Source organism: Clostridium sp. AM29-11AC, assembly GCF_003480545.1.
Lineage (GTDB): Bacteria > Bacillota > Clostridia > Lachnospirales > Lachnospiraceae > Otoolea > Otoolea saccharolyticum_A.
The window spans coordinates 32,500-59,116 of sequence record NZ_QUJI01000020.1 but is presented as its reverse complement, the minus strand read 5'-3'; the positions used below and the strand labels follow the sequence as shown (position 1 = coordinate 59,116).

The window sequence follows — 26,617 nt, the reverse complement described above, 5'->3', positions numbered from 1 at the left end:
GTCCGCCGCCACCGCCCAATCGGCCGTGGGGTCCGCCGCCACCGCCGGATCGGCCGTGGGGTCCGCCGCCAAGCCAGCCTGGAAAAAGGGGAGAGGTTGAGCTTTCTGACATCATTATGCTTCTCCTGCTGGGAGATGTTCAGCACAGAAGATGCCTGCATAGAAACTGCGGCTGACAGGCCAAACCAAATCAGTCTCCGGAAAACAGATAAATATGGCATAAGCCATGGTGTTCAAAGGGTGCCGATACTGTCGGCGCCCTTTGAACGCGTTCCACGGCACAGGGGGAAACGCTGCCTTTTCCTTGTTAAAAGACTGAAAAATATGCTATAATGGGCCCAAAGGCATTCAAAGCAATAAAAGGTGCCGACAGCAGCCGGGATGGAAGCGGGCGGACAGCTGATTATCAGTGTGCGCTGCCTCTGTTTGCAGGCTCAAAGGAAGGTAGAAGCACGATACAGGAAAACCGATCATTGAGGATGAAGATAAATGAAGAGATTCAGCAAAAAACTTTGGATTATATGTGCGGCAGTTCTGCTGGCAGCGGCTGCGGGAGCGGCTTACTTAGCCCTGCCTCTGCGGGGAGAAAGGAAGGAGGAAACTGCCTATACGCCGATGGAGGACGCAGATTTGCCTGTAGCCTATATGGAGATGTGCGGCCGGCAGATGAATCCCCTTTACGGATTCAGGGAGGATGACAGGGACTGCGCCGGAAGGGGAAATCTGACTGTGCTTCCCCAGGATCGCCGCCTGACGGTGGATTTTTATAACCTGGACAGCAGAATTACGGGCGTGCAGTACGAGATCAGGAGTTTGGAAGACGAGAGACTGATCGAGAGAACAGTGGTACAGAACTGGCACCAGGACGAAGGTTCACAGGAGGCGGTGACGATTCTGCCCATTCAGAACCTGATTGACAAGGATAAGGAGTACATCCTGACGCTGGCGATTGCCACGGAAAATCAGCCGGCCATCTATTACTATACGAGGATTGTCTGGACAGACAATACCTTCCTTGGGGACATGCTCTCCCTGGCGGAAACCTTTTCCGACAATACGTTCCACTATGAGAATGCTTCGGATCTGACTACCTATCTGGAGACAGACGCTGCGGCAGACAACAGCTCCCTGGGCAATGTGACTCTGAAGAATAGCTTTGACCAGATTACGTGGGGCAGTCTGGAGATGGAGAAGGCCGGAAATGTGGAGGTAGAGCTGAAAGAGATGCAGGGCATTATGGCCAGTGTAAGACTCAGCTATTTGGCGGCCCGCATGGAGAACGGAGAAGCTGCGGAGTACTATGATGTCTGCGAGGATTTCACAATGAAGTGGAATGCACAGAGAATCTACATGATGGACTATAACAGAACTGTAAACCAGGTGTTTGACGGGGATCCGGCTCTCTATTCGGGAAAGCGGATTATGCTTGGCATCTCCGACGGAACGGGCCTTCAGGAGATAACCTCCCCAAATGGAAGATTTCACGGATTCGTGACGAACGGAGAGCTGTGGCTGTATGACGGGGAAAGCCAGGTAAATACAAGGGTATTCTCGTTCAGACAGAGTGAAACCGATCCGCTCATCGATGTGACAGGATACGGCCTGAAAATTCTTTCGGTGAGCGATGAGGGGGAAGTGGATTTTCTGGTAAACGGCTATATGAGCAGAGGCAGCCACGAGGGAAGTGTTGGCGTTGCCCTGTGGAGATACAGGATGGAGGGCAATTCCCTGACAGAGAGGCTCTATCTGCCTGCGGACGAGGGGAGCGAGGAGCTTCAGCTTGGCATTGACAGGCTCAGCTACCTGGGAGAAAATGGAATCCTCTATCTAATGATGGGAAATTCTGTCTACTCTGTCAACATGGAAACAAGGGAGTCCCGTATTCTGGCTGAGGGACTGACGGAGGAGAATTTTGCAGTGGGAGCAGGGCAGTCCAGGATCGCCTGGCAGGACGGCACGGATGCCTACGACGCATCTACCGTGCATGTGATGGATCTGAAGACCGGAAGAAGCGATCAGATCCATGCGCCGGAGGGAAAAAATATCAGGATTCTGGGCTTTGTGGGAAGCGATCTCGTCTACGGCCTTGCGGAGGAAAACACAGGTGCCGTCATCAATGGAAGGACGGCGCAGGTGCCCATGTACGCTCTGGAAATCGCCGGGGAGGATATGCAGATTCAGACCCGGTATGAGAAGGAGGGCATCTATATCACAGACGTGGAGATCCGGGACAGCCGCGTGCATCTGGAAAAGCTCTCCCGCGCAGGGGACAGCTATACGTCAGCCGGAAACGACACCCTTGTGTGCAATGAGGAGATGGAGGAGGACACGCTGGCGGGAATCGGGTATCTGGCATCGGAGGAAAAGGGCAGGGTGTATTTTGTCCAGCTGGATGAATCTGTTTCCGGTTCCGAAATCCGTCTTAAGGTGCCGGAAAAGGTGATGGCGGAGGAAAACAATACGGTATCCGTCACAGAAAGCACGCCTCTTGAGAAAAAGCAGTATTATGCCTACAGCGAGGGAAGGCTGCGGGGAAGGTTTGTGCATTTTGCGGATGCGGTGACAGCGGCTTACGACGGTATGGGAATTGTCACAGATGAGGCAGGCCGCGTGTTCTGGGCCAGAGCGGACAGGCCGGACATCAGGACAATCCGGGATCCCCAGAGTCTGGTGACGGATATTGAGCGATACCTCAGGGAATTTGCAGACGGAGAGCTGGAGACCTCAGACGGAGGGGCGATTATTGATGCAGGAGGGCTGAGCCTGAACCAGGTTCTCTACTTTGTGGGAAGAGGCTATCCGGTGGCGGCCTACACGGGAGACGGCTCATATATGCTGATTTACGGGTATGATCCGTATAATATTTCCTGTCTCTGGAACCCCGGAACGGAAAACGCCTATACAGACAAAATGGGGCTTAACGATGGGGCTGCCTGGTTTGATTCCAATGGAGGCAATGATTTTGTAGCCTTTCTGACAGATTTGTAGGGGGCAGATCCGGCGGCGCCTTACTGGCTGTTTTCGGGGGGCTTTGCGAAATAAATGGGCATTAACCTTTACAAATTCTGCTGATATGTTATAATCAGTTAATAAAAAGTCAAGAAAATGTAAGAATCAGCAGAGGTCAGAGACCTGGCATTTGTGTTTTTCAATTATAGATAGAGGTGCAAGATGGAACAGTATATCATGAAAGGCGGCAATCCCCTGGTCGGTGAGGTCACCATCAGCGGAGCGAAAAATGCCGCCCTGGGAATATTAGCTGCATCAATAATGACCGACGAAGAAGTGATCATAGAAAACCTGCCGGATGTGCGGGATATCAATGTACTCTTGGAGGCCATCGAGGAGATCGGGGCGAGGGTGGACCGCATTGACCGCCACACGGCGAGGATTAATGCCAGACACATTAAGGAAGTCAGCGTGGACGATGAGTACATAAGAAAGATCCGCGCTTCCTACTATTTTATCGGGGCGCTCCTCGGAAAGTACAAGAGCGCCGAGGTTCCCCTGCCGGGCGGCTGCAATATCGGAAGCCGTCCCATTGACCAGCACATCAAGGGCTTTCGGGCTCTGGGCGCCGAGGTGGAGGTAAAGAGGGGAGCCGTTGTGGCTCACGCCATTGATCTGGTGGGAAGCCATATCTATCTCGACGTAGTCAGCGTAGGGGCGACTATCAATGTGATGATGGCCGCTACTCTGGCAGAGGGAGAGACGATTATCGAGAACGCGGCCAAGGAGCCTCACGTGGTGGATGTGGCCAACTTCTTAAACAGCATGGGAGCCAATGTCAAGGGAGCAGGTACGGATATTATCCGAATCAGAGGAGTCAGGAAGCTTCACGGAACTGAGTATTCCATTATTCCGGATCAGATTGAGGCTGGTACATTTATGTGCGCAGCTGCTATTACCCGCGGCGACATTATGGTACAGAATGTGATCCCCAAGCATCTGGAGGCCATCACAGCCAAGCTGATCGAGATGGGCTGCGAGGTGACAGAGTTTGACGAGGCTGTGCGGGTGGTTGGAAAGCCCCGCCAGAAGCATATGGATATTAAGACCCTGCCCTATCCGGGATTTCCCACTGACATGCAGCCGCAGATTACAGTGACTCTGGCCCTTGCAGAGGGAACCAGTGTGGTGACAGAGAGTATTTTTGAAAACAGGTTTAAATATGTGGATGAGCTGTCCCGCATGGGCGGAAATATCAAGGTAGAGGGAAATGTGGCCATTATCGACGGCGTGAAGGGCTTTACGGGAGCTACGGTCAATGCGCCGGATCTGAGAGCAGGAGCCGCCCTCGTTATCGCAGGCCTGGCTGCCGAGGGCTACACGGTGGTAGACGAGATCGGCTACATCCAGAGAGGCTATGAGAACTTCGAGGAGAAGCTGAGAGGCCTGGGAGCTATGATTGAGAAGGTCGACTCCGAGAAGGAAGCCCAGAAATTCAGACTCAAGGTGGGCTGATGGAGGAAGGCGCCAACTTCTTAAAGAGGAGGGTACCTGAAGATTCAGACAGCGGAAAAACATGAAAATTTCATAAATTCTCTTGACAGCAGAGAGAGAGTAGGCTATCATACATATCGCAGCAAATTCATAGAGTGCGTAATATCCCTTATTCAGAGTGATGGAGATACAAAGGATCTGAGAAGTCACGGCAACCCCGCAGAAACGGAAGGTGCCAGCCTGAGCGAGGAACCGCATGAGCGGCAAATCGAGCAATAAGAGGAATTGATAGAAATGAGATCAAGTCCGTATTGCTACGGACTTTTTTCTTTGCCTGCAAAGAGGCCAAAGCGGTTTCCTGTCCCAGAAAGAGCATGGAGACAGGGCGGTGCAGAGAGCAGGCATAACAGGAGATGGGAGATACGCCCTGGGAAATCAAAGAAGGAGGAACAACGTGGAGAAATTACTTTTTACATCCGAGTCAGTTACAGAAGGCCATCCGGACAAAATGTGCGATCAGATCTCCGATGCGATTCTGGACGCTCTCATAGAGAAGGATCCTATGAGCCGCGTGGCCTGCGAGACGGCAGTGACCACAGGCCTTGTGATGGTAATGGGTGAGATTACAACAAATGCCTACGTAGATATTCAGAAAATTGTCAGGGAGACCGTGCGCGAGATTGGCTATGACCGTGCCAAGTACGGCTTCGACTGTGATACCTGCGGTGTGCTGACTGCCATTGACGAGCAGTCTGCCGACATTGCTCTGGGAGTTGACAAGGCTCTGGAGGCCAAGGAGCACAGAATGTCTGAGGAGGAGATCGATGCCATCGGAGCAGGCGACCAGGGAATGATGTTCGGCTTTGCCACAAACGAGACAGAGGAGTATATGCCATACCCTATCTCTCTGGCTCACAAGCTGGCACGCCGTCTGACAGAGGTCAGAAAGAACGGCACCATGCCGTATCTGCGTCCTGACGGAAAGACACAGGTTACGGTGGAGTACGATGAGGCAGGAAAACCGTTCCGCCTGGATGCGGTTGTCCTCTCCACACAGCACGATGAGAAGGTGACCCAGGAACAGATCCATAAGGATGTGAAGCGCTATGTCTTTGATCCGGTGCTTCCGGCCGGTATGATCGACACAAATACCAAGTTCTTCATCAACCCTACAGGCCGCTTCGTTATCGGAGGCCCCCACGGAGACAGCGGACTGACCGGAAGAAAGATCATCGTGGACACCTACGGCGGATATGCCCGTCACGGCGGCGGAGCATTCTCCGGAAAGGACTGCACAAAGGTGGATCGCTCTGCAGCTTACGCAGCCCGCTATGTGGCAAAGAACATTGTGGCTGCAGGGCTGGCTGACAAGTGCGAGATTCAGCTCTCCTACGCCATCGGCGTGGCTCATCCTACCTCCATCATGGCGGATACATTCGGAACGGGAAAGCTCTCCGACAATGAGCTGGTGGAGATTATCAGAAAGCATTTTGACCTGCGCCCGGCAGGCATCATCAAGATGCTGGATCTGCGCCGTCCGATTTACAAGCAGACAGCGGCTTACGGACATTTCGGAAGAAATGATCTGGACTTGCCGTGGGAGAAGTTAGACAAGGCGGATATGCTGAAGGAGTACCTTCCGAAATAGCAGAAAGCTCATTGCCCGCTTGAAATTCTGACCCTGACCATAAACGCCATGGACAGACTTTGGCGGCAGCCGTTTGGATCATAGGGAATTTCCCTTGTGACTGGACGGGCTGCCGCCCTTTTTATTCTCCCAGAATATCGCTCAGACAGTCTGTGCAATAGAAAACCTCGCCCAGGCAGGGGTACCCTGCGGTTAAATATTTCATAATTTTCTGATCAATTATTTTAGATATAAAATTAAACCAATTATTTTCGAAAAATTTTGAAAATATCTTGAATTTTTGGCGTGAAAGGTATATGCTCTTTATATAAGCAGCAGAGGATAAGACAGAAGAAGGACTTTTGCGAAAGATGAAAGCGGGGTTTTAAGATGATTGAAAAAACAATCGGCAGGATGCCGGCCCCAGGAGAAGCAGTAACGTCCGGAACAGGCAGAAAAAATTCTGCGGGCACCTATATTGTCAGGAAAGCGGTAAAATATATTCAGGAGAACTACAGAAATCGTCTGACACTAGCGGTGGTGGCGGAGCAGCTCTTTGTGAGCCAGTGGCATTTGAGCAAGCTGATCAACCGGTATACGGGAAACAGCTTTTCGGAGCTCCTGAATCAGGTGAGGATTGAGGAGGCCAGAAAGCTGCTGAAAGATCCAAAGAGGCGGGTTGGGGATATCGCCGTGGAGGTGGGCTTTTCAGACAGCGCCCATTTCTGCCACGTCTTTAAACGTCAGATCGGCATATCAGCGGGGGAGTACAGGAACAGGGTGATGAAAGGCCTGATAGATGAGGAAAGTGAGGAGGTCTGAGGAAAAGTATCTGTCGGGAAAAAGTTTAGATAACTTTTAGAAACGGAAGTCTTAAAATATGGTATACTTAAAAGAGCTTAAAAGAGTATGAGAAAACCGTGTGGAGCAGGGGCATCCGGTTTTCTCATATTTTTGTAAAGGAGAAAGTATGAAGATCAAAACGCGTCTGGCTATTGCCTTTATCACAATTACAGTGGTGCCGATTTTCCTCATCTATGCGGCGATTACGGCTCTGAGCAATTATCAGATTCGTTCTTTCCAGAAAACCTACGGCCTGAGCGAGCAGGTAGATCTGCTGTCGGGAAATTCCATGCAGGTGTTCAATCGCCTCACCATAAATACGGAGAAAAAAATCCGGGAGGTGGCGGGGACGGAGCCGGAGAAGCTGGAAACGCCAGAATATTTGGACAGAGTGAACAAGGTTCTGGAGGACAAGTATTCCTTTCTCATGGTGCGCAAGGGAGACCGCATTATCTATCAGGGAGCTTTGGACGGGGAGGATCTGGTCGACGGTCTTCCCGCCTACGGCGATTATAATGGAAACGGGCTGTCGGGAGGAGTTTACCTGGACGGTGAAGAGCAGCATCTGCTAAAACAGATTGATTTCCGGTTTGACGACGGCAGTGAGGGAAGCGCATTCATTGTCACAAATGTAGGCGAGTATATGCCGGAGATTAAATCCATGCTCATGGAGATGCTCCTGGCTGGAATCGCCATCATCTGTCTGACAGGCGGCCTCCTGGTGATGTGGGTGTACCGATCGATTTTATCGCCGCTCCACAGGCTCAGAGAGGCGACACAGAAGATACGGGACGGAAATCTGGATTTCACGCTGGACGTGGGAGATGACGATGAGATCGGACTTTTATGCCAGGACTTTGAGGAGATGCGCCTCAGATTAAAGGAGTCAGCGGAGGAGAAGGTTCAGTATGACAAGGAGAGCAAGGAGCTGATCAGCAATATTTCCCACGATCTGAAAACGCCCATCACGGCCATTAAAGGATATGTGGAAGGGATTCAGGATGGCGTGGCCTCCTCTCCGGAAAAGCTGAGCAAATATATCCGCACGATTTACAACAAGGCAAACGATATGGACCGCCTGATCGACGAGCTGACCTTTTACTCTAAGATTGACACAAACAGGATTCCATACACGTTTTCCAAAATCAATGTGGCTGAGTATTTCTGGGACTGCGTGGAAGAGGTCGGCCTGGATATGGAGACCAGGGGAATCGAGCTTGGCTATTTCAACTATGTGGACGAGGATGTGCTGATTATCGCGGATGCGGAACAGATGAAGCGCGTAATCAACAATATTATCGGAAATTCTCTCAAATATCTCGACAAGAAAAAGGGCATTATCAATATCAGAATTAAGGATGACGGCGATTTTGTCCAGATTGTCATAGAGGATAACGGGAAGGGCATAGCGGCGAAGGATCTGCCCTATATTTTCGACCGGTTCTACCGGACAGACTCTTCGCGAAACTCCTCCAAGGGAGGCAGCGGAATCGGTCTCTCCATTGTGAAGAAGATTATCGAGGATCACGGGGGACGCATCTGGGCCACCAGCAAGGAAGGAATCGGCACAGAGATTCACTTTGTGCTTAGAAAATATCAGGAGGTTATTCAGGAATGAGCAGAATTTTAATTGTTGAGGATGAGGAAGCTATCGCAGAGCTGGAGAAGGATTATCTCGAGCTTTCCGGCTTTGAAGTGGAAATCGAAGACAATGGGGAAACCGGCCTGAAAAGAGCGCTGGAGGAGGATTTTGATCTCCTGATTTTAGACTTGATGCTTCCGGGAGTAGATGGATTTGAGATTTGCCGGAAAGTCAGGGAGGCGAAAAATACGCCCATTATCATGGTTTCCGCAAAGAAGGATGACATTGACAAAATCCGGGGACTGGGGCTGGGAGCGGACGACTATATTACAAAACCCTTCAGCCCAAGCGAGATGGTCGCCAGAGTCAAGGCCCACATGGCCAGATACGAGAGGCTGATCGGAAGCGGGATGCCGGAGAATGAGATTATTGAGATACGCGGACTTAAAATTGACAAGACAGCCAGAAGAGTCTATGTAAATGGGGAGGAGAAAAACTTTACCACAAAGGAATTTGACCTGCTCACATTCCTCGCGCAGAATCCGAACCATGTATTCACTAAGGAAGAGCTGTTCAGCCGTATCTGGGATATGGAATCTCTGGGGGATATTGCGACAGTGACCGTGCATATTAAGAAGATCAGGGAGAAGATCGAGTTTAATACGGCAAAGCCTCAGTATATCGAGACGATATGGGGAGTCGGCTACCGCTTCAAGATGTAGGATGGAGCGGAAAAAGCGGCAGAAAAGCCGACGGCTGCAGGCTGAAACGTATGGGGGACAGGGATAAAGAGCTTATCCCTGTCCCTGTTTTGGTGTGAGAGCAGAGACGGCGAGAGAGAAGAGAAAGGCGCAGAGGAGGATTTGAAGAACGGAGATGGAGAAAGGTACATTTTCAGGAAAAATGCGCGGCAGCTGCAGGCGGAGACAGTCTGAAAATATCCGGGAGCAGAGAACCTGCCTGGAGGATGCAGCGGTAATTGTAGTACTTTTTATATTTTCGCTGATTCTGCTGCTGCTTCTTTTTTTCAGTGTGACGAGAAGCGCAACCGTCTACGGCGGGGCGGAGAAGGTGAGGTTTTATACAGATTCACCGCTGTTTCACCTGTTCGTATTCGCAGTCGTCACCGCTGCGGGAGTGATTCTGACCAGGGAGCAGGAAAACGGAAGCCGCCTCTGTCCTGCACTTAACAGGATTCAGTATAAACGCTGGATGACGATTCTATCCGGGCTGTACCTGATCTGGATTATGGGGATGCTCTTTGCCCCCGCGTCAGATCAGAGGCTGGTAGTGGATTCTGGAAAGGCCCTGGCTGAAGGCGATATGTCGCCGTGGAATCCCATCGGTTTTAAGTACAGCGGTTACAGATGTGAGGGGTATGCCTACACCTATCCCCACCAGAACGGGCAGATTCTGTACGCGGCTTTGCTGGCGCTGATAGCGGGGGAAAACACGGCTTTTCTCTGGCAGATTTTAAATGTAGCTTTTCTGGCGGCCGGAATGTATTATACGGGAATGCTGGCAAAGGAAGTTCTCCCGCTCAGGCGCAGATATGGACTGACGCTTTTCCTGTCTGCCTTCCTTCCGTTTTCCTTCTATTTTACATTTGCTTACAGTACAGTTCCGGGATTTGCCTGTTCTGCGGCAGCTCTCTGGTACCAGAGATGTTTTCTGAGGGGCGGAGGAAGAAAAAATCTGCTCCTCTCGGCCCTCTCTATCGCGGCAGCTATTCTGCTTAAATCCAATTACCTGATCGTGCTGACGGCTATGGTAATCTTCTTTGCGGCAGATGCAGTATTTAAGCGGAGGGCCGCCTCCCTGCTGAGGGCTGTCCTGGCGGTATCTTTTTATGTTATCAGCCACAGCGCCGTGCTCTTTGGGCTCTCTGCGGCAGCCGGACATCCGGTGGAGGGAGGGCCCCCTATGATAACCTGGCTGGAGATGGGACTTCAGGATGGCAGCCGCGCCCCCGGCTGGTTCAACAATTATAATGTATATATTTATCTCGACAACCATGAGGATCCGGAGCTGACTCAGGCTGCCGTGGAGCGGGATCTGGCTATGACTGTCCAGTATTTTCTGGAACACCCTGATTATACGGCCGATTTTTTTGAGAAAAAGATTCAGTCTGTCTGGGCAGAGCCCACCTTCCAGAGTCTCTGGATTCAGGAGGTGAAGGGGCCGGGGTGGCTGTTTCCGTCGTTTACCCGCTCACTGTTCAGGGAAGGAGGATGGGCGAACGAAATCTACTGGGAGCTGTGCAACGCGCTGCAGAGCCTGATCTACGGGGGAGCGCTTCTGTTCGTAATCTTTAAGAGGGGCAGAGTGAGATTTGAAGGGCTTATCTTTGCGGTGATTTTTATCGGGGGATTTTTGTTCCACCTGTTCTGGGAGGCGAAAGGGCAGTACACGGTCTGTTATTTTCTTATGCTGCTCCCCTATGCCTGGAGCGGGTTTGGAGGATGGATTGCCTGGGTTAATGAGCAGCTGGGAGACAGGGCGAAAGGCAGAAAAGCGTGAAGGAAGAAAACTGCTTGCAAAGGAAAGAGAGTACGCCTATAATGTAGGTTATATGTGCCTGCATGCCCGAGAGCCGTCCAGGAAATAAGGGCATGGAGAGGCAAAAGGAAATAGAATAAGTTAAGACTGAAACAAAGGAAAAGGGGAGAATGATATGAATGAAGCACTGAGGGGAAGAAAGCTCCTGATCGTGGGGCTTACTCTGTTCTCTATGTTTTTTGGAGCAGGAAACCTGATATTTCCGCCGTTTCTGGCAGCCCAGGCGGGGACGGCAGTGTGGCCGGCCCTTCTGGGTTTTCTGGTCAGCGCGGTGGGACTTCCTGTGCTGGGAGTGATTGCCGTATCACGTTCAGGAGGTCTTGACAGGCTGGCGGGGAGGGTTCATCCGGCCTTTGCCAGAGTATTTACTATCCTGATTTATTTGTCTATCGGTCCGTGTCTGGCAATTCCCAGAACGGCCAGCACTTCATTTGAGATGACAGTGCTTCCGGTTCTCAGAGACGGGCAGGGGACGGCAGTGTGGCAGCTCATATATTCTGTCGGATTCTTTTTCATAGCCGCACTTCTGGCTCTCAATCCGGAGAGACTGACCCAGAGGCTTGGAAAGATTCTCTGTCCGGTACTCTTATGCCTGATTTTTTTTCTTTTTGCAGGAAGCCTTTTTACAGCCGGTCAGACAGCGCCTGAGCCTGCGGCCGCTTACAGCGGGGCTGCACCTGTAAGTGGATTTCTGGAGGGATATCAGACAATGGATACCATTGCCGCTCTGAACTTTGGCATTGTCATTTCTCTGAATATCAGGGAGATTGGGGTGAAAAGCGAGAAAGCAGTGATGAGTTCCACAATCAGGAGCGGACTGATTGCCGGCGTTCTGCTTGCGGTTGTATACATTGCCCTTGCCTACACCGGAATCAAGGCAGGGCCTTCTGCCCAGAGCCTTGACAATGGGGCCAAGGTGCTGACCTTTGCAGCCGGAACCATGTTCGGAAGCGCAGGGGAGGCGATCCTGGGTGTGATCTTTTTTATCGCCTGCCTGAATACCTGCGTCGGGCTCCTGAGCTGCTGCAGCGAATTTTTCTGTCAGCTTATCCCGGTGCTGAAATACAGGATGTGGGTGCTTCTCTTTGCAGCGGTGAGCGTTGTGGTGGCCAATGCAGGCCTGACCAGAATCCTTGCCCTGTCTACCCCGGTGTTGAACGCCATCTATCCGGTGGCCATTATGCTTATTTTCCTCTCCTTCTTAAAAACTGCAACGAGAGGAATGTACCGCCTGGGCGTCCTGTTTACGGGAATCGTGAGCGTGTTCTATGCCGCTTGGGGCGCCGGGATCGCTATCCCGGGAGTAAATGATATGATGGTTCTTCTGCCCGGCTACAGCCTGGGACTCGGATGGATCCTGCCGGGAATTGCAGGACTGGCCATAGGCCGGGTGACGGACAGGAGTGCGCTGCCGAAAGAGTAGAGACGACAGGCCTATAAAGAAAAATAAGACGACAGCCTGCTTCCCTTCTCTTCTGTTGGGAAGCAGGCTGTCTTTCTGCCGCTCAGGCCTCGTATTTATCCTCTGAACACAGCCGGAAACTTATTTTGGACCTGTTCTGAATTCAGTTTCGGCAATGTCTGTGATGTCCGTTTGCGCCGGGACTGTTCTGTCCGGGACGGCAGTATGTGCCGCCTCCTGCCCCATCACAGGAACCGTCGCAGTATCCGTTCTCATGGGCACCTGTGCAGTAAACGGAATCGCCGTGCCAGTGAAGTCCCGTTTCCTCACAGTCCTCAAAGCTGCAGACCGCCGGACATAATGCTCTCTGCTCTTCCCCACAGCAGGCTCCTCTGCCATGGTGGGCGTAGGCAGGGACGGCAAAAGTCCCGGCAGCCAGCAGGCAGAAAACCCCGGAGATCAGACATTTTTTTACTGCTCCAACAGACATAAAAACACCTCCTTGGAAGATAGAATCCTGGCAGACAGACGATTGAAGTCCTGGCTTTCTGCTGTCTGCTTCAGGAAACCGAACGATGGTGATACTGTTATTATAGCACAGTTGACGCGTTCGTCCAGTGATTGACAGAAATAAGATTTTCTGATATAGTAAACTGGACGTAAAAGCGGGAAGGTTCAAGAACTGAAACGGTCTTGAATCTTTTTTTATTTAACAGGAAATTCTGTTGAATTTCCTGTTAAATAAAAAGCCCGCCGGGCGGGAACGCACTGCGGTGGAAAGGAATACGGCTGCTTTGCAGCCCCGCCGCAGGCGGAGAATCCTGCAGAGCAGGATTCTTTGTTCGATTAAGGACAGTATGCTTTACAAAAGTTTTCCGAAACTTTTAGACAGGTAAAAATAAGAGGGGAGGCTGTCCGGCAGGAAGGGCAGCCCCCAGACGGTAGCTTTAGAAAGGAACAGAATGGAAACAATCAGATTTGAAGAATTAAACCTGGACGCAAAGATTCTGCGGGCAGTGACGGACATGGGGTTTGAGGCGGCGTCCCCGATTCAGGCGAAGGCGATTCCACTGGAGCTGGAGGGAAAGGATATTATCGGGCAGGCCCAGACGGGAACAGGAAAGACTGCCGCCTTTGGTATCCCCCTTCTGGAAAAGATCGATCCGAAAAATAAAAAGCTGCAGGCAGTTGTGCTCTGCCCTACCAGAGAGCTGGCAATCCAGGTGGCTGAGGAGATCCGAAATCTTGCAAAATACATGCATGGGATCAAGGTACTTCCCATTTACGGAGGTCAGGAAATTGTAAAGCAGATCCGCTCATTAAAGGATGGCGTGCAGGTGATTATAGGAACGCCGGGCCGGGTGATGGATCACATGCGGAGAAAGACCATCAAGTTTGGCCAGGTACACACCGTTGTCCTGGACGAGGCGGATGAGATGCTCAATATGGGCTTTCTGGAGGATATGGAAACCATCTTAAGCGAACTGCCCGAGGAACGGCAGACGGTGATGTTCTCCGCCACCATGCCGCAGGCTATTGCCGAGATTGCGAAGAAGTTCCAGAAGGATCCGGAAATCGTGAAGGTAGTAAAAAAGGACCTGACAGTTCCCAAGGTAACCCAGTATTACTACGATGTAAAGCCGAAGAACAAGCTGGAGGTTATGTGCCGCCTTCTCGATATGTACGCTCCCAAGCTGTCTGTCGTCTTCTGCAATACGAAAAAGCAGGTGGATGAGCTGGTGCTTGCCCTTCAGGGCCGCGGCTACTTTGCAGAGGGACTTCACGGGGATTTAAAGCAGGTGCAGCGTGACCGGGTCATGAACGGCTTCAGGAAGGGCCGCACGGACATTCTGGTGGCAACGGATGTGGCTGCCAGAGGAATCGATGTGGACGACGTGGAGGCTGTGTTTAACTATGACATCCCCCAGGACGAGGAGTATTACGTTCACCGCATCGGCCGTACCGGCCGGGCAGGAAGAGAGGGAAAGGCCTTCAGCCTTGTGGTGGGCAAGGAGGTCTACAAGCTCAGGGATATTCAGCGCTACTGCAAGACCAAGATTGTCCCTCAGCCGATTCCGTCCATTGACGATGTGACAGAGATCAAGGCGGACAAGATTCTCTGCCAGGCGGAGGAGATCCTCCAGGACAATGACATGGACCGTCTGATCGACATTATTGAGAGGAAGGTTCTCGAGGAGGACTATACCACCCTTGATCTGGCGGCAGGGCTTCTCCGGATAATCATGGGTGAGGATAATGAGGATATTATCGAGGATTCCCGTCCTCTGCGCTCCCTGGATGACCTGGGTGACTGGAGAGACAGAAATTACGGCCGCGGCAGAGGCTCCAGATCAGGCGGACGGGGAAACCGTTCCGGCGGGGACGACATGGCAAGACTGTTTATCAACATCGGAAAGAATCAGAACGTGAAGCCGGGAGACATCCTGGGCGCTATCGCGGGAGAGTCCGGAATGCCTGGCAAGATGGTGGGAAGCATTGACATGTATGATAAGTATACCTTTGTGGAAGTTCCGAGAGAGCAGGCGGACATTGTGCTTCAGGCCATGAAGGATGCGCGGATCAAGGGCAAAAACATCCATATCGAGAAGGCAAAAGGAGATAAAAAGAAATAAACAAGCAGAAATAACAAGGCAGAACCTGAAAGAGAAAACGGAAAGACAAAGTAAAAAGCGGAAATAGATAGCGAAAACAGAAAGCAAAAATAAAAAGCGGAAATAAAAAGACGCAATAAAAAGGCCGGAAGCTGCAGACGCCGGGGAGAGGCACCTGCAGCTTCCGGCTTTTCTCGCGTGGATCCGGCGGCGCGCGCCTCGTTTTCTTTAGAATTTCTTTCGTTTTTTATGCAGGCTGTGTTTAGATTTCCCCGCTATACTGTCACTGACAGAGAGGAGGGGGAAGAGATGAATTATGACGGGCTTATAACGGCAGTGCTTTTTGTATTTGCCGGCATAACGGCAGTGAACCTTGTGATTCAGTTTTTTCAATTTGCGGCAGAGGAGAGGAAAAAATGTAGTATAATCAGAACAGAGCCGAAAAACATAAAAAAGGTGAAATTTTGCGGCAGCTTATCGGGGTACCGTCAGGGTAAAACGGGCGGCTGTACTTGTGATACAGAGCTTCCGGCAGCTGCGGCCCTGAACGGGCAGAGGGGACAGGCAAGGCAGGCGGCCAGGCAGCCAGTATGTCCCGCGGGGCAGAAAATATAAAAGACGGAGATGAAAAGGGATATGGAAAAGCAGACAGGCGCGGATGCAGGGCACATTCTGATTGTGGAGGATGACAGAGAGATCAGGCAGGGCATCGAAATTTTTCTGAGAGGCCAGGGATACAGGGTATTTCAGGCAGCAGACGGAATAGAGGGGCTCAGAGTGATTGAGAAGGAGAAGATCCATCTGGCTATTGTAGACATTATGATGCCCAGAATGGACGGAATCACAATGGTCATAAAACTCAGAGAGCAGTATGATTTTCCGGTTATCTTCCTGTCAGCCAAGTCAGAGGAGGTCGACAAGATTATGGGACTCAACATGGGAGCTGACGACTATGTGACTAAGCCGTTCACTCCCATGGAGCTTCTGGCCCGGGTCAATTCCCAGCTTCGCCGCTACCGCCGGTTTATGAAGCTTCTGGAAGAGAAGGAAGCAGGCGGACAGGAAGAACAGGATAAAAATGTCTACCGCATCGGCGGACTGGAGTTAAATGAGGACACGGTGGAGCTCTTTGTGGATGGCTCACCGGTGAAGGTGACGCCCATGGAGTTTAAGATCCTCCTCCTTCTCATGAAGAATCCGGGACATGTGTTCTCGGCGGAGGAGATCTATGAGCGCGTATGGAACGAGCGGGCCGTCAATACTGACACGGTGATGGTCCATGTGAGAAATATCAGGGAAAAGATCGAGATCAATCCCAGAAATCCAAAATATTTAAAGGTGGTGTGGGGCGTTGGCTATAAAATTGAGAAGCAGCAGTGAGAAACAGATTTTAAAGGATGAAGGCAGAAACTGTGGACGGAACCTGAAGGGCAGAATTATGGGGCTTTTCCTGGCTCTTTTCCTGGCGGCCGCCGTAGCGGGAGGAGTGATGGCCTTTTATCCCTGGCTGTCAAAGGAGATGCAGGCCGGAAAGACCATTGTGCCTGCAGAGGAATGGGAGAGCGGGCCGGAAGAATACGCAGGCAGTGCGGAGAGCCTCTATGGGGAGGAGACATACGTCTATCCCGGCTATGATTACTATGTGGAAAGCCGGGACAGCTCCTCATACGAAGGCTATGTAATCTATATGGAGGATGAGGTATGGGTTCTGCCTGGCTATATCAGAGTGGAGGATGCCCTGGAGGCCATTACTCTGGGGGCTGCAGTGCTGGTGGTGCTCCTGGCCTTCTTTCTGGCAGCAGTCCGGTATTTCCAGATGACGGACATCCTGATTTTTAAAATGCCCTTTGAGCTGATGGTTCTCACTGGATTTCTGATCTTCGGGATTTCTATGGGAAGCGGGATGGGCCCCCAGATGGCCTGCGCCGCCCTGAGCGGAGAGAGCATGGCTCTCATGAGCGGCGGATATTACCAGATGAGCCATGAGAGCGCTGAAACCGTGCTGGCAGCAGTCAATTATGCATCCTGGTTTTTCATGGCCCTGACGCTGTTCTGGATGGCGGAGACGGCTGCCTCCTTCTTTACCCTGGGACCGGCCAGATGGTTCAGGGAGAGGACGCTCACCGGAGCATTTCTGCGGTTTTTAAAAAGGTTTGCCGTGAACAGCTACAGACAGGTGGAGAAAATAGATTTGAGGGAGCGCTCCACAAAGACGCTTATCAGGATCGTGGGAATCAATTTTGTCCTTCTTACTGTATTCTGCAGTCTCTGGTTCTTTGGGATTTTCGGGCTGATCGTATACTCTGCAGTCCTGTACCTGATTCTCAGAAGGCTGTATGACCGGATGCAGGAAAAATATAAAATCCTGCTCAGAGCGACGAATGAGCTGGCGGAGGGAAATCTGGATGTGGAGATCACAGAGGATCTGGGCGTGTTCGAGCCGTTTCGGGATGAGATACAGAAGATCCGGACAGGCTTTAAAAAAGCAGTGGAGGAGGAGGTAAAGAGCCAGCGGATGAAGACGGAGCTGATAACCAATGTCTCCCATGATCTGAAAACGCCTCTGACGGCGATTATTACTTATGTAAACCTTTTAAAGCAGCCCCAGCTCACGAAGGAGGAGCGGGAGGCGTATATTCAGATCCTGGATCAGAAGTCCATGCGGCTGAAAGCGCTCATAGAGGATCTGTTTGAGGTCAGCAAGGCCAACAGCGGAAGCATTGCCCTGAACCTGGTGGAGGTGGACGTGGTAAGCCTGATGAAGCAGGTAAGGCTGGAGCTGGACGACAGGATGAGAACGAGCGGGATCGATTTCCGGTTTCAGCTGCCGGACAGAAAGATAAAGCTCCTTCTGGACAGCGAAAAGACCTACCGGGTATTTGAAAATCTGCTGATAAACATTGTCAAATACGGAATGCCGGGAACCAGGGCGTATATCGAGATAACGGAACGGGAGGAGGAAGGCCAGGAAAAGCCAGGCGAGGTTCACGTTGCCATGAAGAATATCTCTGCCGCGGAGCTGTCTGATGACGGACGTGATCTCACAGACCGTTTTGTGAGGGGAGACCAGTCCAGAAACACAGAAGGCTCCGGACTGGGCCTTGCGATCGCCAGGAGCTTTGTGGAGCTCCAGGGAGGAAGATTTGAACTGGAGACAGAGGCAGATCTGTTCAAGGTGACGCTGATGTGGAAAAAAGGCGGGGAGAGAGAAGAGACGGCTTTCTCATAATACAGAGTACCCGAGCCTTACCCCAGATTCGCCTTTGGCAGGCTGAAAATAAACTCTGTTCCAACCCCCTCGGTGCTGACTACATCGATATTTTCGTCGTGGGCCTGAATAATCTCCTTTACGATGGCAAGGCCCAGGCCGGTCCCCTTTTTGTCTTTTCCGCGGGAAGGGTCGGACTTGTAAAACCGCTCCCAGATTTTTTTGATGCTGTCCTTTGGTATCCCCACTCCCGTATCTTTGACGGAGACGAAGATCTTCTCGTGCTTTTCTGCAACCTGGATATAGATCACAGAATCCTCGTGGCTGAATTTGATGGCATTGTCGATCAGATTGTACAGCACCTGCTGGATTTTTCCCAGGTCCGCGAAAACCATCTGGATGGAGTCACTGAACGTCAGATCAAAGGTGATGCCCCTGGCATTGCAGGTGCCCTCAAAGGCGGCCGCCGTATCCTTGATGACCCGGTTGATATCAAAGTTGGTGCGGGTCAGAAAGCCCTTGCTGTCAAGGGAGTTTAAGGTCAGCATTCCCTGGGTCAGTTTGTTGAGCCTCTCCGTTTCTGCAATGATGATATTCAGATATTTTTCGTACAGCTCCGGCGGGATAGTGCCGTCGATGATGGCTTCCAGATACCCCTTGATGGAGGTCAGAGGTGAGCGGAAGTCGTGGGACACATTGGCAATGAACTTGTGCTGATATTCCTCCATCTTGTTCAGCTCCATGGCCATGTAGTTCAGGGTATTGGCCAGATAGCCCATCTCGTCCTGAGTGTGGAGCTCTATACTGTAGGACAGGTTTCCTGCCGCGTACTCCGTGGCCGCCCGGGTAATTTTTTTCAGCGGGAAATACACGGTCTTGGTGAAGAAGAGCAGGAGGATCAGCGAGATGGCAAAGATAATTCCCGCTGTAATGTATATAATATTCAGAATACTGTTCTGTTCCTCTGTCACCAGGCTCATGGGCATGTGGATCACAATATAGCCGTATGTGTTGAAATTTCCCGTTATGGGAGACGACACGGACAGCACCTCATCAGAAAACATTCCGTAGTACATTCCAATCGCAAAGGGCTTATTGCCTCCAGCCGTCGGGTCGAAATCTTCAATGGAGCTTCCGGTCAGTCGGCGGCTGCTGTCCATGATGATGGTGCCCTCGTGGTTTACAATCCAGATGTCGGAGGAGAGGTAGGATGCCATAGCTTCAAGCTGGGGTTTTGCCGCCTCCAGATTCAGCTGTTTTCCTGTGTAGACATTGCTGCAGTTTTCTGCAATCAGGTTGGCCTCATCGTACAGCGCCTCCGCCTTCTGTTCCACCAGATAGTCATGGGTTATGTCTGATGAGAAGGTGGCGATGGTCACAAAGCCCAGGAAACCGAAAATGAGATAGCCGAGAATAAATTTATAGTACAGGGAGTGGATCATGGGAATTTCACCTCTTAAATTCTCAGTCCGGCAGCCGGGAGGGCTGTCTGCCGGATGAAAAGTAATATTCAGATTTCATTACGGCGGAAGGGGAGAGCCCCATAGAAAAAAACGGGGCTGTTCCCTTCCGCCAAAATTCAGGGGCATATCTGCGCCCCGGCATTCACACCGTCCTACCGCTTTACTTCAAATTTATATCCGATGCCCCAGACCGTGGTTAAGGCCCATTTTTCGTGATCTTTGATCTTTTCGCGCAGGCGCTTGATATGCACATCCACCGTTCTTGTATCACCGATATACTCATATCCCCAGATATGGTCGAGAAGCTGCTCTCTTGTGAACACCTGGTTCGGGGAGGAGGCCAGGAAGTATAAAAGCTCCAGCTCCTTGGGCGGCATCTCGATGGAATGGCCGTTGTAAATGACAGAGTAGTTGGTCAGGTTTACAATGAGATCCGGAAACTCCACATACTGTCCCTTCTGATCGGGACCTGCCGGTTCCTGGGGGTGGGGGGCCGCCTGGTAGCGCCTGAGAACAGCCTTCACCCTGGCCACCAGCTCCTTGGAGTCAAAGGGCTTGATCATATAGTCGTCGGCGCCCAGCTCCAGTCCCAGAACCTTGTCAAAAATCTCTCCCTTGGCGGAGAGCATGATAATGGGAACCTGGGAGGAGGAGCGCAGCTCCCGGCACACCTGGTAGCCGTCCATGCCGGGAAGCATCAGGTCAAGGAGAATGAGGTTTGGCTTAAAGACCGGGAACACCTTCAGGGCCTCCTCGCCGTCGCCTACAATCTTTGTCTCATAGCACTCCTTGGTCAGATACAGGGAGATAAGCTCCGCAATATTTTCGTCGTCATCCACAATGAGGATTTTCTGTTTTTCTGCCATAATATTCCTTTCTGTCCTATTTAAAGGTAACAATGGTCACGCCGGAATCCCCCTCGCCGAACTCGCCCAGATGGAATTCCTTCACATATTTAAGACCCCTTAAATGCTGGTGGACGCCGGCTCTCAGCGCTCCCGTTCCGCGGCCGTGCACCACACGCACCTGGGGAAGATGGGCCAGATAGGCGTCGTCCAGATATTTATCAAGCTCCGGAACGGCCTCGTCCACAGTAAGTCCGATCAGATTGATCTCCGGGGAAACGGAGAAGGATTTGGACATCTTGATTCCGCTCTGGGAGGAGCCGCCCTTCTTTCCGAAGGCTCCCGGCGTGCGCATGGAGGAGCCGGCTTTCTTTCCCGCTCCGTTTAAGCCGCCATGGATTTCCAGGCCGGGGCCGGAGATGGAAGATTCGTTTAAGAGCTCCAGATCCCGGATGTTCACAAGGGAGCGGAGAATTCCCATCTGCACGTACAGATCCCCCTTGGCATTGGGAAGGGAGCTGACGGTCCCCTTCAGGTTCATGGAGAGCACCTTCACGCTGTCGCCGATTTTCAGAGACTTGGGAGAAATGGTCTTTCTGGGAGCCTGAGGCTTCTTGGGAGCCAGCTTTTTGTCCACATCCTTGATTTTATTCCTGAGTTTTGAGCGCTGTTCCTCCAGCTCCTTTCCAGCTCCGGGCTGGTTGGCCAGCTTGTTGATATTCCGGATCGTGGAATCAGCGGTGTCCTTGGCATCCTGAAGGATCTTCTGGGCCTCCTCTCTGGCCTTCTCGAGAAGCCGCTCCTTCTGATCCTGGAACCGCTCCTCCTTCTGGGTAAGCCTCTGCTTGAGCTGGGCGATCTCTGCCTTGTAGGCGCTCAGCTCCTCCCTCTCCTTTTCAATGGTTATGCGGCTCTCCTCCAGGTTCGCCAGCAGATCTTCAAAGGCCGCGTCTTCCTTCTCGATATGCCGCTTGGCATCCTCGATAATATAGTCGGGAAGTCCCAGCTTCTTCGAGATGGCAAAGGCATTGCTCTTGCCCGGAATACCGATGAGGAGGCGGTAGGTGGGGCGCAGGGTTTCCACGCTGAACTCACAGCAGGCGTTTTCCACTCCGGGCTCAGTCAGGGCGAAGACCTTTAATTCACTGTAGTGGGTGGTGGCCATGGTGCGGCACTGCATGTTGTGGAGGAAGGTCAGGACGGCCACAGCCAGGGCAGCGCCCTCTGTGGGATCCGTTCCGGCTCCCAGCTCGTCGAACAGGCACAGGGAGTTGGAGTCTGCCTCATTCAGGATCGAGACAATGTTCGTCATATGGGCGGAGAAGGTACTGAGGCTCTGCTCAATGCTCTGCTCATCTCCGATGTCCGCGAACACATTGTCAAAGACTGCAAGCTCCGAGCCGTCAAAGGCCGGAATGTGAAGCCCTGCCTGGCCCATGAGAGTGAAGAGGCCCACGGTCTTTAAGGAAACCGTCTTTCCGCCTGTGTTGGGGCCTGTGACGATGAGAAGATCAAAGGAATCGCCCAGGTAGATGTTGATGGGCACTACCTTCTTCGGATCCAGAAGGGGATGGCGACCGTCCTTGATGTTGATGTAGCGTCTGTTATTAAACTTCGGCTCCGTACAGTTAAAGTGCCTGGACAGGGAGGCTTTCGCGAAGATGAAATCCAGTCTGGCCAGAATGGAGAGGTTTTCTGCGAGAGTCTCCGTGTAGGGGACAAGCTGGGAGCTCAAGGCCATGAGGACGAACTCAATCTCCCGCTTTTCCTGGATTTCCAGCTCCCTCATCTCATTATTCAGACGGATCACGGCCATGGGCTCGATAAATACAGTGGAGCCTGTGGCTGACTGATCGTGAACCATGCCGGGAACCTGGTTTTTATGCTCTGCCTTCACAGGGAGGCAGTATCTTCCGTCCCGCATGGTAATCACGGCGTCCTGCAGGTAGGTACGGCTGGAGTTGAGCACAGAGTTCAGCTGGGTGTGGATCCGGTCGTTGATCACCTTCATCTGGCGGCGCACCTGGCGAAGGCCCGGGCTTGCGTCGTCGCTCACCTCATCCTCGGAGAGAATACAGCGCTTGATCTCCGTATTGACGGGGGTGAGAGGCTCTAAGAGCCGGAACATCTCATCCAGGGAGTCGTCGGGAAGCTCAGATTCCTCCCGGCGGCCGTAGGACTTGGCCCTGGCGGCCACCGTGAGAACAGAGCTGACAGCCAGAAGTTCCACGATGTTTAAGGAGCTGCCGATTTCCAGGCGCTTTAGGGAGTCTGTAATGTCCTTCAAACCACCGAAGGAAAGGCTGCCCTTCTGCCGCACCCTGGTGACGGCGTCGGTGGTTTCCTGCTGGTTCTGCACAATCTCACTGTAATCGCAGGACGGCAGAAGCTCACGGCAGAGCTTCTTTCCCGGCTCAGTGGAGGCATACTCCGTCAGGATGTCAATTATTTTATAATATTCCAGAGTTTTTAATGCTTTCTGATTCATATTCATTCACCTGTTAAAAAATTTAGACGGGCGGTTGCAAAATCCCATGATGATTATAACACAAAGGCCACAGAAATTGCTAGATTCAGTTCTCTCTTTCCTGGACGGCTGCGTTTTGCGTCTGATTTTATAACAATATTCTTGCAATCACCAGGGAAGAAACGTATAATACATATATGTTGTCCGCCGCAGACAGGGCGGACAGACGGATACTGAAACCAGATTGGATTCTCCTGTCCTCTCTGTGCAGGAGATAGATGGAATGAAGGAGAAGAATTATGCCAGATACGGAAGGACCTGATAAAAAGGTTCCCCGCGAGCGCGAGTTCATGAGGGAGAAGATAGTAAAACGCCCGCTGACGAAAAAACAGATAGCGGCGCGGGCGGCTGTTCTCCTCCTGTCGGCAGCTGCATTTGGGGCTGTGGCAGCCCTGAGCTTTGCGGCGGTAAAGCCGTGGGCGGAGAGGCGATGGGGGAAAAATACAGAGAATGAGAGCCCGTCTATACAGTTCGACAGAGATGATCCGGATGCCCTGCCGGAGGAAACCGCTGCATCAGCGGCGGAAACTGCCGAGAGCCAGACACAGCCTGTGGAGGATGTGGTGAAATCCTATATGGAGACATATAAGTTTTCCGCTGAAGATTTAACATCCATGTATGAGGGCATCAGACAGGTGGAGCAGCAGGCGGACAAGGGAATTGTCACCATCAATACGGGTAAGCAGCAGACCGATCTCTTTGGAAATCCCATTGAGATGAGCGGCTACTATGCCGGCGCCGTGATTGCCAGGACAAGCGGCTCCTATGTAATCCTTACCAGGGCTGAGGCTGCAGAGCAGGCAGACTCCATCCATGTGGTGTTTTTTGACGGTACTGAGGCTGCGGGGACCATACTCCAGACTGACGAGGTGATGGGGGTGGCTGTGATCAGTGTGGATGCGTCCCTGGTGGATGCTGAAACCAGGAAGGAGATTCACGTAATCCCTCTGGGAAATTCCTATTCCGTAAAAGAGGGAGATTTTGTCATTGGCGTGGGGGCGCCTGCGGGAATCGTCCATTCCTCCGTTTATGGAACGATCACCTATGTGGCCAGAAATATTCCGGTGACAGACGGCTTGTCGCGCATTCTGTTCACGGACTTAAGCTGCAGTGACGGGAAGGGAACCTTCCTTTTAAACACAGATGGGGAGATGATCGGCTGGCGGGATGAAACGCTGAAGGGAGAGAGTCAGATCTTCGGCAGTTCCGTTACGAGTATTTCCGATTATAAGGGAATCCTTGAAAAGATGACAAATGGCGAGGAGGTTTCCTATTTCGGCGTAAAGGGCCAGGAGGTAAACGACTCTATGCTGGAAGAGGGAATGCCGGCCGGCGTCTATGTGTCGGATGTGATTGCCGGAAGCCCTGCTTACGAGGCAGGACTGCAGAACGGGGACATCATTGTGAGCTTTGAGGAACACAAGGTGGCTACGCTGAAGGAGCTCAGCACCCAGATAGCAGGCTCCCAGGTGGGAACCGCCGTCAAGGTGACGGTTATGCGAAGAGGACGCGAGGGCTACACCCCTCTGGACTATGAGGTGGTAATCAGAGGAAGATAGGGCAGGCGTCTGCCGCTTAAGGCTGCCTGAAAAGACGGAGAGTTCCGCATAGGGGACTCTCTGTTTCTGTGGAAAGTGTTTCTGCGGAAAGGCGCGGCTGTGCAGGTGCGGAAAGCCAGGCATGGCGGAGCCTTTTGGCCGGCTGATATGAGGCGGGAGATGAAAGAACTGCCGGGCGCGGCAGGGGAGCAGTGATGAGAATGAAGATGAAAGAGGATAGAAAATGAAGTATATCGGACAGTTTTATGACGGAATGCATGTTTCAGACGTGTATCTTTGTAAGAAAAAGCAGATTGCACTGACGAAGAACGGCAAGGAATACGGGGCCCTTACCCTTCAGGATAAGACCGGAACCGTGGACGCCAAGATCTGGGATCTGGGCTCTCCGGGAATCGGCAGCTTCGAGGTGCTGGACTATGTGTATATAGATGGAGATGTGACCGTATTCCAGGGCGCCAACCAGGTCAATATACGCCGGATCAGAAAGGCAGACGCAGGAGAATATGTGGAGAGTGACTATCTTCCCGTCAGCTCCAAGGACATTAAGACCATGTACGGGGAACTGAGAGGGCTGATTGATTCCATGAAGAATCCATTCCTGAGAAAGCTGGCGGGCAGCTATTTCATAGAGGACAAGGACTTTGTGCGCCGCTTCTGCTTCCACTCCGCAGCCAAGAGCGTGCACCACGGCTTTGTGGGAGGGCTTCTGGAGCACACCCTGAGCGTGATGAAACTGTGTGATTACTTTGCAGCCGTCTATCCGCGGCTGAACAGGGATCTGCTGCTGACAGCGGCCCTGTTTCATGACATCGGAAAGACCAGGGAGCTGTCTGCCTTCCCGGAGAATGACTATACGGATGACGGGCAGCTTCTGGGACATATTATAATCGGGACAGAGATGGTGTCTGAGCGGATCAGGGAAATTCCGGGATTTCCGGAGCGGACAGCCGCAGAGCTGAAACACTGTATCCTGTCCCACCACGGGGAGCTGGAATACGGCTCGCCGAAAAAGCCGGCGCTTTTTGAAGCTCTGGCCTTAAGCCTGGCGGACAATGCGGACGCGAAGCTGGAAACCATGAACGAGGTGCTCACCGGCGCAGGCGACAACAGCGGCTGGCTGGGCTACAACAGGCTCTTTGAGTCCAATGTGAGAAAGACCACGGAGCTGTAAGCGGAGAACAGAGTACAGGAACATCTGAAAGTTAGATTAAGTTGGCAAAGGAGAACAGAAATGAAAATTGCGATTGGAAACGATCACACAGCGGTAGAGCTTAAAAATATTATCAAAGAGTTTGTGGAGTCCAAGGGATATGAGGTCATTGACATGGGAACCAATTCCAGCGAGAGCTGTGATTATCCGGTCTACGGTGAGAAAGTAGGCCGTGCAGTGGCCTCCGGCGAGGCAGATCTGGGGATCACCATCTGCGGCACCGGTGTGGGAATCTCCCTGGCAGCCAACAAGGTGAAGGGCGTGCGCGCCTGCGTCTGCAGCGAGCCGTACACGGCAAGGCTGTCCAGAATGCACAACAATACAAACGTGCTGGCCTTCGGAGCAAGGGTAGTGGGAAGCGAGATGGCCAAGATGATCACCGAGGAGTGGCTGGACGCCAAGTTTGAGGGCGGAAGACACCAGAGACGGGTGGATCTGATCATGGACATCGAGAACAGGTAAGACAGAGGACGCTCAATATCGGGAACACCTGAAAGCGGTTCGGAAACGGCCGGGAAATGGTAGAAAACAGCCGCGCATTTTGTGACTTTTGCTGGAACAAAATGCGCGGCTGTTTTTTTGCACTTTTTTGTGGAAGAGGGGATGGGGGGGGGAAGGCGGATGGCCATCGGGATACGAGGGCTATCTGGAAACAATCCCCAAATGGCGGGGGTATCAGCTGTCAATGCTGATGATAAGGACGAGTTATCATAATTTGGTCTTTATGATATTAAATA

Annotated in this window: 18 protein-coding genes and 1 riboswitch; of the genes, 14 read left to right on the top strand and 4 right to left on the bottom strand. The window is 52.1% G+C overall.

Annotation, left to right across the window (positions count from 1 at the left end; genetic code table 11):
- The first annotated feature begins 489 nt into the window (after nt 1-489).
- The 8 genes from DW757_RS13680 to brnQ all read left to right on the top strand — a co-directional run bounded on the left by DW757_RS13680 (nt 490) and on the right by brnQ (nt 12,477).
- Nucleotides 490-2,988 carry a hypothetical protein gene (locus DW757_RS13680; RefSeq protein WP_118751981.1) on the top strand — a complete coding sequence of 833 codons (2,499 nt, stop codon included), beginning with the start codon at nt 490-492 and terminating at the stop codon, nt 2,986-2,988.
- Nucleotides 2,989-3,171: 183 nt separating this feature from the next.
- Nucleotides 3,172-4,464, top strand: coding sequence for a UDP-N-acetylglucosamine 1-carboxyvinyltransferase (locus tag DW757_RS13675; RefSeq protein WP_008399108.1), 1,293 nt, complete (start codon nt 3,172-3,174; stop codon nt 4,462-4,464).
- A gap of 145 nt (nt 4,465-4,609) precedes the next feature.
- A riboswitch (SAM riboswitch) is annotated at nt 4,610-4,725 on the top strand.
- Nucleotides 4,726-4,897: 172 nt separating this feature from the next.
- Nucleotides 4,898-6,091, top strand: coding sequence for a methionine adenosyltransferase (gene metK, locus DW757_RS13670; RefSeq protein WP_021965489.1), 1,194 nt, complete (start codon nt 4,898-4,900; stop codon nt 6,089-6,091).
- A 369-nt stretch (nt 6,092-6,460) separates the two neighbouring features.
- Nucleotides 6,461-6,892, top strand: a complete 432-nt coding sequence (locus tag DW757_RS13665; RefSeq protein WP_008399112.1) for an AraC family transcriptional regulator — start codon at nt 6,461-6,463, stop codon at nt 6,890-6,892.
- Between the two features lie 148 nt (nt 6,893-7,040).
- Nucleotides 7,041-8,531, top strand: coding sequence for a HAMP domain-containing sensor histidine kinase (locus tag DW757_RS13660; RefSeq protein WP_008399114.1), 1,491 nt, complete (start codon nt 7,041-7,043; stop codon nt 8,529-8,531).
- Nucleotides 8,528-9,217, top strand: coding sequence for a response regulator transcription factor (locus tag DW757_RS13655; RefSeq protein ID WP_008399116.1), 690 nt, complete (start codon nt 8,528-8,530; stop codon nt 9,215-9,217). Before DW757_RS13660 ends, DW757_RS13655 begins: the two co-directional genes overlap by 4 nt.
- Nucleotides 9,218-9,371: 154 nt before the next feature.
- Nucleotides 9,372-11,015: a hypothetical protein gene (locus DW757_RS13650; protein ID WP_118751980.1), complete on the top strand. Its 1,644-nt coding sequence runs from the start codon at nt 9,372-9,374 to the stop codon at nt 11,013-11,015.
- Between the two features lie 154 nt (nt 11,016-11,169).
- On the top strand, nt 11,170-12,477 hold the full coding sequence (brnQ, locus tag DW757_RS13645; RefSeq protein ID WP_118751979.1) for a branched-chain amino acid transport system II carrier protein: 1,308 nt from the start codon (nt 11,170-11,172) through the stop codon (nt 12,475-12,477).
- 142 nt (nt 12,478-12,619) lie between these two features.
- On the opposite strand, the gene DW757_RS13640 is transcribed toward brnQ, so the two are convergent.
- Complete coding sequence (locus tag DW757_RS13640) at nt 12,620-12,946, bottom strand: chitinase (protein ID WP_118751978.1); 327 nt, start codon at nt 12,944-12,946, stop codon at nt 12,620-12,622.
- A gap of 472 nt (nt 12,947-13,418) precedes the next feature.
- On the opposite strand from DW757_RS13640, the gene DW757_RS13635 reads away from it, so the two are divergent.
- The 3 genes from DW757_RS13635 to DW757_RS13620 all read left to right on the top strand — a co-directional run bounded on the left by DW757_RS13635 (nt 13,419) and on the right by DW757_RS13620 (nt 18,297).
- Nucleotides 13,419-15,089, top strand: a complete 1,671-nt coding sequence (locus DW757_RS13635; protein WP_118751977.1) for a DEAD/DEAH box helicase — start codon at nt 13,419-13,421, stop codon at nt 15,087-15,089.
- A gap of 615 nt (nt 15,090-15,704) precedes the next feature.
- Nucleotides 15,705-16,448 carry a response regulator transcription factor gene (locus tag DW757_RS13625; RefSeq protein ID WP_118751976.1) on the top strand — a complete coding sequence of 248 codons (744 nt, stop codon included), beginning with the start codon at nt 15,705-15,707 and terminating at the stop codon, nt 16,446-16,448.
- Nucleotides 16,420-18,297: a HAMP domain-containing sensor histidine kinase gene (locus tag DW757_RS13620; protein ID WP_243033692.1), complete on the top strand. Its 1,878-nt coding sequence runs from the start codon at nt 16,420-16,422 to the stop codon at nt 18,295-18,297. Before DW757_RS13625 ends, DW757_RS13620 begins: the two co-directional genes overlap by 29 nt.
- Before the next feature lie 17 nt (nt 18,298-18,314).
- Here the strand turns inward: DW757_RS13620 and DW757_RS13615 are convergent, their stop codons facing one another.
- The 3 genes from DW757_RS13615 to DW757_RS13605 form a co-directional block, all read right to left on the bottom strand.
- On the bottom strand, nt 18,315-19,718 hold the full coding sequence (locus tag DW757_RS13615; RefSeq protein WP_118751975.1) for a HAMP domain-containing sensor histidine kinase: 1,404 nt from the start codon (nt 19,716-19,718) through the stop codon (nt 18,315-18,317).
- A 173-nt stretch (nt 19,719-19,891) separates the two neighbouring features.
- A complete protein-coding gene (locus DW757_RS13610) occupies nt 19,892-20,605 on the bottom strand; it encodes a response regulator transcription factor (protein ID WP_118751974.1) in 714 nt (237 codons plus the stop codon).
- A 16-nt stretch (nt 20,606-20,621) separates the two neighbouring features.
- Nucleotides 20,622-23,072 carry an endonuclease MutS2 gene (locus tag DW757_RS13605; RefSeq protein ID WP_118751973.1) on the bottom strand — a complete coding sequence of 817 codons (2,451 nt, stop codon included), beginning with the start codon at nt 23,070-23,072 and terminating at the stop codon, nt 20,622-20,624.
- A 278-nt stretch (nt 23,073-23,350) separates the two neighbouring features.
- On the opposite strand from DW757_RS13605, the gene DW757_RS13600 reads away from it, so the two are divergent.
- The 3 genes from DW757_RS13600 to rpiB all read left to right on the top strand — a co-directional run bounded on the left by DW757_RS13600 (nt 23,351) and on the right by rpiB (nt 26,342).
- Entirely contained in the window at nt 23,351-24,670 is a 1,320-nt protein-coding gene (locus tag DW757_RS13600; RefSeq protein ID WP_118751972.1) for a PDZ domain-containing protein, read from the top strand.
- A gap of 223 nt (nt 24,671-24,893) precedes the next feature.
- Nucleotides 24,894-25,841 carry an HD domain-containing protein gene (locus DW757_RS13595; protein WP_118751971.1) on the top strand — a complete coding sequence of 316 codons (948 nt, stop codon included), beginning with the start codon at nt 24,894-24,896 and terminating at the stop codon, nt 25,839-25,841.
- 60 nt (nt 25,842-25,901) lie between these two features.
- Nucleotides 25,902-26,342: a ribose 5-phosphate isomerase B gene (rpiB, locus tag DW757_RS13590; protein ID WP_015573381.1), complete on the top strand. Its 441-nt coding sequence runs from the start codon at nt 25,902-25,904 to the stop codon at nt 26,340-26,342.
- The last annotated feature ends 275 nt before the right edge of the window (nt 26,343-26,617 follow it).